General features: G+C 69.9%; 5 protein-coding genes. 2 read left to right on the forward strand and 3 right to left on the reverse strand.

Annotated features, from left to right (window positions below):
• Nucleotides 1-373: 373 nt before the first annotated feature.
• Entirely contained in the window at nt 374-1,381 is a 1,008-nt protein-coding gene (locus ACWFRU_RS42050) for a stage II sporulation protein M (protein ID WP_453694114.1), read from the reverse strand.
• Between the two features lie 89 nt (nt 1,382-1,470).
• Between ACWFRU_RS42050 and ACWFRU_RS42055 the strand changes: the two genes are divergently transcribed.
• The gene (locus ACWFRU_RS42055) at nt 1,471-2,442 is read left to right on the forward strand and encodes an RDD family protein (protein WP_453694116.1); all 972 of its coding nucleotides are present in this window, start codon (nt 1,471-1,473) and stop codon (nt 2,440-2,442) included.
• A 26-nt stretch (nt 2,443-2,468) separates the two neighbouring features.
• Here the strand turns inward: ACWFRU_RS42055 and ACWFRU_RS42060 are convergent, their stop codons facing one another.
• Nucleotides 2,469-3,083 carry a hypothetical protein gene (locus ACWFRU_RS42060; protein WP_453694118.1) on the reverse strand — a complete coding sequence of 205 codons (615 nt, stop codon included), beginning with the start codon at nt 3,081-3,083 and terminating at the stop codon, nt 2,469-2,471.
• A 937-nt stretch (nt 3,084-4,020) separates the two neighbouring features.
• Entirely contained in the window at nt 4,021-5,478 is a 1,458-nt protein-coding gene (gene ahcY / locus ACWFRU_RS42065) for an adenosylhomocysteinase (RefSeq protein ID WP_453694120.1), read from the reverse strand.
• 444 nt (nt 5,479-5,922) lie between these two features.
• Between ahcY and ACWFRU_RS42070 the strand changes: the two genes are divergently transcribed.
• Entirely contained in the window at nt 5,923-8,025 is a 2,103-nt protein-coding gene (locus tag ACWFRU_RS42070; RefSeq protein ID WP_453694122.1) for a fructose-specific PTS transporter subunit EIIC, read from the forward strand.
• Nucleotides 8,026-8,168 lie beyond the last annotated feature (143 nt).

Below are 8,168 nucleotides of genomic sequence, written 5' to 3' on the forward strand. Positions count from 1 at the left end.
TTCCTCCGGGCGCTTCCCTTCGGTGTTTCATTTTGTCTTGCTGTCCTGCGTTTCCGACTCTATCAGACTCTTTCGTGTCCGATTTCCTCGGTGCCCTTCCGGTTCCCGCTCCGGCCTTTCGGCTTTCGCGTTTCCCTTTCCGGCGAGTCCGACTTTATCAGAAGTTTTCGGCCGGTCTTACCGGCTGGAGTTTCCGATTTATCGGGTGCGGCTTCTTGGCTTATGAGAATCAAGAAGCAGGCAGATATTAACTGCCGCCGCTGGACTTGTCCAGCTCTAGGCAACTGTTCGAATCTACCTCCCCAGTCCTTCCGTGTCAACGGTTTTTCTGGGGCGTCGAGGACACTAGCAGCTCAGCGGGGGCGGACGCACATCAGGCCGCGACGGGGACCGTGGCGCTGCGTTCGGCGGGGTCCAGGTCGCCCGTGGCACCGGCGCGTGCCGCCCTGCCGCCCAGTACGTAGACGTAGGCGAGGAAGGCCAGTTCGGCGGCGATGCCGATGCTGATGCGGGCCCAGGTCGGCAGGCCCGAAGGCGTGACGAAGCCTTCGATGGCGCCCGAGATGAACAGGACCAGGGCCAGGCCCACCGCCATGCCGAGGGCGGCTCTTCCCTCTTCGGCGAGGGCTGTTCGGCGTGAGCGCGGGCCCGGGTCGATGACGGTCCAGCCGAGCCGCAGGCCCGTACCGGCGGCAACGAAGACCGCGGTCAGTTCCAGGAGGCCGTGCGGGAGGACCAGGCCGAGGAAGGTGTCGAGGCGGCCGGCGTCGGACATCAGGCCGATGCCTACCCCCAGGTTCAGCATGTTCTGAAAGAGGATCCAGATGACGGGGAAGCAGAGGAAGGCGCCGAGGACCAGGCACATGGCGGCTGCTTGGGCGTTGTTCGTCCAGACCTGGGCCGCGAACGATGCTGCCGGGTGGCTCGAGTAGTACGTCTCGTACTCGCCGCCGGGGCGGGTGAGCTCGCGTAGTTGTCCGGGGGCCGCGATGGACGCCTGGACCTCGGGGTGCGTGGCGATCCACCAGCCGATGACGGCCGCGAGGGCCGTCGAGAGCAGCGCGGTGGGGACCCACCAGTGGCGGGAGCGGTAGACCGCTGCCGGGAAACCGTGGCTCAGGAAGTGCGTGGCGTCGCGCCAGGAAGCTCGGCGGGTGCCTGTCACCGCACTACGCGCGCGTGCCACGAGGTGGGTCAGGCGGCCGGTGAGCTGTGGGTCCGGGGCGCTGGACTGGATGAGGGAGAGGTGGGTGGCGGTGCGCTGGTAGAGCGCGACGAGTTCATCGGCCTCCGCTCCGTCGAGACGGCGCCGGCGGCGCAGCAGGGCGTCGAGTCGGTCCCACTCTGCTCGGTGGGCGGAGACGAAGACGTCGAGGTCCATCAGGTGGCTGCTCCTCGTACTGCGGCGCGATGCTGCCTCAGCTTGGCAGACTGGCGGTTCCGACGGCAGGGCAGGGAAGGGCGGCTGGCGTGAGTGAGCTGGTGACGGGCGAGGCGGTGGCGCTTGAGCTGCGCCCGGCGAAGCTGCCGAGTCGTGGGCTCGCCGTACTGATCGACCTGGTGGTGGCCTGGGCTGTGTACCTGGCGGTGACCTTGGCGATCGTGGCCTCAACGTCCTCGTTGGACGATGCGGCGGCCGCGGCGGTCGCCGTCGCGAGCTTCGTGCTGATCCTGGTCGGCGGGCCGATCGCGGTGGAGACGCTCAGCCATGGGCGGTCGCTGGGGAAGATGGCGTGCGGGCTGCGGGTGGTGCGGGACGACGGGGGGCCCATTCGTTTCCGGCACGCGTTGGTGCGGGGTGCGGTGGGGGTCGTCGAGATTCTGCTGACGTTCGGGGTCGTCGCCTGCATCGCTTCGCTGGTGTCGGCGCGGGGGCGGCGGCTCGGGGATGTGTTCGCGGGGACGCTGGTCGTACGGGAGCGGGTGCCGACCGGGCAGGCGCCCTTCATCCCTCCGCCGCCGCCTTGGCTTGCGGGGCGGTTCGCCGAGCTCGATCTGTCCGGGGTGCCTGAGGGGCTGTGGCTCGCGATCAGGCAGTACCTGACGCGCATGGGGCAGTTGGATCCGCAGGTGGGCTGGACCATGGCTGAGCGGCTTGCCGGGGATCTCGCGGAACGTACGGGGGCGCCGGCTCCGCAGGGTGTGCCGCCGGCGGCGTACCTGGCGGCGGTCGTGCAGGAGCGGCAGGCGCGGGACGCTCGGCGGGCGTTCGGTGGTGGCACGGGTAGCGGGGGTGCGGTGTCCGCTGCCGGGGCGGCGTACGTGGCGCCTCCTCCCCCGGTCTTCCCTGCGCATTCGGCTTCCCCTGCCCAGTCGGCGTACCCGGCCGCCGGTCCGGCGGGGGCCGCGGTCGGGCAGGAGGCGCGTGATGTGCCGCCGGCCGTGCGGCAGGAGGGTGCGGAGGCCTCGTCTCCCGGCACCGGGTTCGTGCCGCCCGCGTAGGGCCGACCCGCGTAGGGCCGGGCGGGTCAGGTGAACGTCGAGGGCGGGGATTCGAGGTTTTCGAGCTCCGTGCCGGGGGCGGAGAGGACGACGTCGCCCGCGATGTGGATGGCGTGCTGTTCGCCGGTGTCCAGGGCTGTGACCTGGTATTCGTCCACGATGAGCGGGCCGTTGTCAGTGGCGTGTGCTTCGCTTTTCAGCAGGGCCCAGGACTGGTCGAGGGTGCGGGGTGCGAGGACCGGGTCGGTGAAGGCGACGAGGCGGACGCGGGTCGCGGGGAAACCGGGGGTGAGGCGCAGCAGGCGGGTGGTGGCGACGAGGAAGGCGGGGGATGTGCCGGTGAAGGCGTGGGCGGGGGCGTTGTCTTCGGTGGCGTGGGTTCCGGTGGGGTCGGTGCGTACCCACGTGACGCCGTCAATCGCCGCGGCACGGATCTGCCAGTCCCCCGCGTGCAGTTCGAGGCGGATGGGCCGGCCCAGTTCGTCCAGGGCGAGGTCGACGGAGCCGGTGGGCTCGCCCGAGGGCGCGGTCCGCTGGGAGACGTAGCGCCAGCCGGAGGGGCCGGGGGCGCAGTGGAAGTGTTCTTCACCGAGGGGGGTGTGGTCGTGCGGGTCGTGAAGCGAATAGTGGCCGCGGGGCATGGGGCTCGGTCCTTGTAGGGGGCGGGTGCTCGTCCCGGAGCCGGGGCAACTGTGCGTCAGTGCTGGGCCGGGTGGGCTGCTGCTGTCGGTGGACTGCGGGCCGTGAGGGGCTCTCGGCCCGCCCTGAACTCCACGGTAGGTCAGTCGTGATGCTTGGCCTGCGGGTACTGGGCGCCTGCGTAGCTTCGCCGGCTGTTTGATGGGCGGCGCGAGGGAGGCTGACGGTGGGCATCGTGCGCGTGCGGGTCCTTGCGGGCAGGGCAAGGGGCACGGGGGTTTCAAGGCCGATCCCGAGTAATGGCGCGAGGGCAGGAGGCCGCGGATGTTCGTCGCGAGCGGGCGTTCGTCGCGAGCGGGCGTTCGTCGCGAGCGGGCGTTCGTCGCGAGCGGGCGTTCGTCGCGAGCGGTGCCCCGTTTCACGCTGGCCTGCTGATCCGGACCGTTGCCGTCTCGGTGGACGCCTGTTGGCAGACCTGTCCTGCGCACCTTTAGGAACGCGGACTGGCCGTCCCGTACTAGGGGGTGCTTCTCCAGGGCGGTCTCGGCGGCCTGCGCGGTGCGGGTCTGGGGAGCCGTGCACGGCCCGGTCAGTACGCAGAGGCTGGGCCTTGGAGCCTCGGCGGCCTGCGCGGTGCCGGTTCAGGCGGCCGAACCCGGCTCGGTGGGGAGCAGAGGTTTGTGCCTTGGTTGGTCTCGGCGGCCTGCGCGGCGCCGCTACAGGCGGCCGTACCAGCCCAGTCGGGGCGCAGAGGCTGAGCCCTGGCCGGTTTCCGCGTCCTGTGCGGTGCCTGTTCAGGGAAGCGTGCACGAGCCGGTGGCAGGGGAAAGGCGGCTTGGTGGCTTGCGGAGGCGTTATCGCTGGTACGGGCGCAGGCCCCCGCCGGGAGGGCGAGGGCCTGCGGTTGAGCGGGGGCCGGGTGTGGGCCGACGGGGTTGCTCAGTAACGGTAGTGGTCCGGCTTGTACGGGCCCTCTACCTCTACGCCGATGTACGCGGCCTGCTCGGGGCGCAGCGTGGTGAGCTTGACGCCGAGCGAGTCCAGGTGGAGGCGGGCGACCTTCTCGTCCAGGTGCTTGGGCAGCACGTAGACGTCGGTCGGGTATTCCTCCTGCTTGGTGAACAGCTCGATCTGGGCCAGGGTCTGGTCCGCGAAGGAGTTGGACATCACGAAGGACGGGTGGCCCGTCGCGTTGCCCAGGTTCAGCAGGCGGCCCTCGGACAGGACGATGAGGACCTTGCCGTCGGGGAACGTCCAGGTGTGGACCTGCGGCTTGACCTCGTCCTTGACGATGCCGGGGATCTTCGCGAGGCCGGCCATGTCGATCTCGTTGTCGAAGTGGCCGATGTTCCCGACGATCGCCTGGTGCTTCATCTTGGCCATGTCCGAGGCCATGATGATGTCCTTGTTGCCGGTCGTGGTGACGAAGATGTCGACCTGGTCGACGACCTCGTCCAGCGTCGTGACCTGGAAGCCGTCCATCGCCGCCTGGAGCGCGCAGATGGGGTCGACCTCGGTGATGATCACGCGCGCGCCCTGGCCGCGCAGCGACTCCGCGCAGCCCTTGCCGACATCGCCGTAACCGCAGACGAGGGCGGTCTTGCCGCCGATCAGAACGTCCGTGGCGCGGTTGATGCCGTCGATCAGGGAGTGGCGGCAGCCGTACTTGTTGTCGAACTTCGACTTCGTCACGGCGTCGTTCACGTTGATCGCCGGGAAGAGGAGGGTGCCGTCGCGGTGCATCTCGTACAGGCGGTGGACGCCCGTCGTGGTCTCCTCGGTCACGCCGCGGATCTCCGAGGCGAGCTGGGTCCACTTCTGCGAGCCCTCGGTGATGGTGCGGTTGAGGAGCTGCAGGATGACGCGGTGCTCGTCCGACTCGGCGGTGTCCTCGGAGGGGACCTTGCCGGCCTTCTCGTACTCGACGCCCTTGTGGACGAGGAGGGTGGCGTCGCCGCCGTCGTCCAGGATCATGTTCGGGCCGCCGGTGGGGGTGTTCGGCCAGGTCAGCGCCTGCTCCGTGCACCACCAGTACTCCTCCAGGGTCTCGCCCTTCCAGGCGAAGACGGGGATGCCCTGGGGGTCGTCCGCGGTGCCGTTCGGGCCGACGGCGATGGCCGCGGCCGCGTGGTCCTGGGTGGAGAAGATGTTGCAGGAGACCCAGCGGACCTCGGCGCCGAGGGCGACCAGGGTCTCGATGAGGACGGCGGTCTGCACGGTCATGTGCAGCGAGCCCATGATGCGGGCGCCGGCCAGCGGCTGGGAAGCGGCGAACTCCTTGCGGATCGACATCAGGCCGGGCATCTCGTGCTCGGCGAGGGTGATCTCCTTGCGGCCGAACTCGGCCAGGGAGAGATCGGCGACCTTGAAGTCCTGGCCGTTGATGAGAGTCGTCATTGGTGAGCTGCTCCTCGTGGGGGTTGGTCGAGGGTGGGTGGACATGGCTGACCTGCGACGACGGCGCGGAGAAGCGCCGGCGCGCAGCAGCGCAGTCCGTCGGAGGCCCTCTCTCCCTCGGACGGCGCCCGTACAGGCACCGCCCGACCGCCATCAGCAGCGACGTCTGGCTCGGTCACAAAGCTACACCGATTGGCCCAGCGAGCCCCAGCCCGCCTCCCCGGGGCGAGCCCGGGGGCGCACCCCGGGGGGCGGCCGCGGGCAGGACCACGGGCAGGGCGACAGACCTGCGCATTCGGGACCTTTGCGCTTTGGAACCCGCGCCCGCGTGTTGCAGGATGCCTTGAGATCGGGAACATTTGCGCGATCTTGTGTGACGAAGGCGTTGCAGACGTTGAAGACGTTGAGGGCCCTGAAGTGCCTTGAACGCGTTAGGAGATCCACGTGACCCATCCGGCCGATCCCCCCACGGGCGGGAGCAGTGGCGAGCAGAAGAAGCTCAAGCTGCTCGCCGTGACCGCCTGTCCGACCGGTATCGCCCACACCTACATGGCGGCGGAGAAGCTCTCGCAGGCGGCGGAGAGCCTCGGCATCGACATGAAGGTGGAGACGCAGGGCTCCATCGGTGCCGAGAACGTCTTGACTGACAACGATGTCAGAGAGGCTGACGGCATCATCATCGCCGCGGACAAGGACGTCGACCGCGCCCGCTTCGTGGGCAAGCGCGTGCTGTCCGTCGGCGTGTCCGAGGGCATCAGCCGCCCTGAGCAGTTGATCGAGCAGGTGCGGAGCGCGCCCGTGCACGACGGGGGCGGCGGTGACGGCCCTTCCGCCAAGGCGGGGGCCTCCGGCGGCGGTGGCAAGGAGCGGAGCCTCGCGTACAAGGCGCTGATGAACGGCGTCTCGTACATGATTCCGTTCGTCGTGGTCGGCGGGCTGCTGATCGCGATCTCGTTGTCGCTCGGCGGCCACACGGACCCCAAGGGCGGGCTCGTCATCCCCGACGACTCGTTCTGGATGCACGTGAACCAGATCGGTGTCATCGGCTTCACACTGATGGTGCCGATCCTCTCCGGCTATATCGCGTACGCGATCGGCGACCGGCCCGCGCTCGTGCCCGGCATGATCGGCGGCTGGATCGCCAACACCGGTGAGCTGTACGACTCCAAGGCGGGCGCGGGCTTCATCGGGGCCATCGTGACCGGTTTCCTCGCCGGTTATCTGGTGCTGTGGATCAAGAAGGTCAAGGTCCCCAAGTTCGCCCAGCCGATCATGCCGATCATCGTGATCCCCATCGTCGCGACGACGGCACTCGGTCTCTTCTTCATCTACGTCATCGGCAAGCCGATCTCGTGGGTCTTCGAGCATCTGACCGACTGGCTCAGCGGCATGACCGGGACCAGCGCGATCCTGCTGGGCGCGATCCTCGGGCTCATGATCGCGTTCGACATGGGCGGCCCGGTCAACAAGACGGCGTTCCTGTTCGGCGCGGGGCTCATCGCGACCGGCAACCAGACCGTCATGGGCATGTGCGCCGCCGCGATCCCGGTCATGCCGCTCGGTCAGGGCCTCGCGACGCTGATCCGCAAGCGGCTCTACAACGAGCAGGAACGGGAGACCGGGCTCGCCGCCTTGTTCATGGGCTTCTTCGGCATCTCGGAGGGAGCGATCCCCTTCGCCGCCGCGCGGCCCGCGCAGGTCATCCCCGCGAACATGCTCGGCGGCGCCGTCGCCGGTGCGATCGCCGGTCAGGCGGGCGTCGAGGACGCCGTGCCGCACGGCGGGCCGATCGTGGCGGTCCTGGGTGCCATCGGCGGCGTACCGATGTTCTTTGTCGCCGTCGCCGTCGGTGCCGTCGTCACCGCCCTGACGACGGTCACGCTAGTCGACATCAGCGAGCGCAAGCGGCGCGGTGCGCCGGTCGTCGACGTGCCGGGCGGTCCCGAGCCGGTGCTCGCCGGTGTGGGCGCGGGAGCCGTCGCCGCAGGCGGGACGAGCACCCCGCAGAAGACGAGCACCCCGCAGAAGACGGGCACCCCGCAGAAGGCGCCTGCGCCCGCCCCCACGGCGACAGCCGCCCCCGAGGAGCCCGAGGTCCTCTCCGGCTATCTCACCGAGCAGACCGTGAAGGTCCGCCTCGACTCCGCCGACAAGGACTCCGCGATCCGCGAGATGGCGGAACTCCTCGCCGCCACCGGCAAGGTGGACGACGTCGAGGAGCTCGTGGCGACCGCGCTGCGTCGCGAGGCGCAGGGCACGACCGGGCTCGGCGAGGAGATCGCCATCCCGCACGCCAAGACCGACGCGGTCAGCTCGCCGGTCGTCGGGTTCGCGCGGTCGGCCGAGGGCATCGAGTGGGGCGCGCTCGACGGTACGAAGGCCAAGCTGATCTTCATGATCTCCGTGCCGGAGGCCGCCGCGGGCGACGAGCATCTGCGGATTCTCGCGCTCCTCTCGCGCAAGCTGATGGACGCCGGCTTCCGGGAGCGGCTCGAGGCCGCGCCCGACGAGGCGGCGATCCTCGAGGTGCTGAGCGAGGTGCGGTGACCCGCAGCCGGTTAGTGCACGCAGTCGGGGCCCCGCACCTGCACGGTGCGGGGCGCGCCCCGGGGGGGGGGGGGGGGGGGGGGGCGGCGGGGGGCCGCCCGGTGCGCGGCGGGGGTGGCGGCTGGGGCGGCCCGGGCGCCGTG

This window comes from Streptomyces sp. NPDC055099, from assembly GCF_053607685.1.

Excerpts from the sequence above, each read along its gene's own strand:
- ACWFRU_RS42050 (WP_453694114.1), bottom strand. The coding sequence starts at position 1,381 with ATGGACCTCGACGTCTTCGTCTCCGCCCACCGAGCAGAGTGGGACCGA.
- ACWFRU_RS42060 (WP_453694118.1), bottom strand. The coding sequence starts at position 3,083 with ATGCCCCGCGGCCACTATTCGCTTCACGACCCGCACGACCACACCCCC.
- ahcY (WP_453694120.1), bottom strand. The coding sequence starts at position 5,478 with ATGACGACTCTCATCAACGGCCAGGACTTCAAGGTCGCCGATCTCTCC.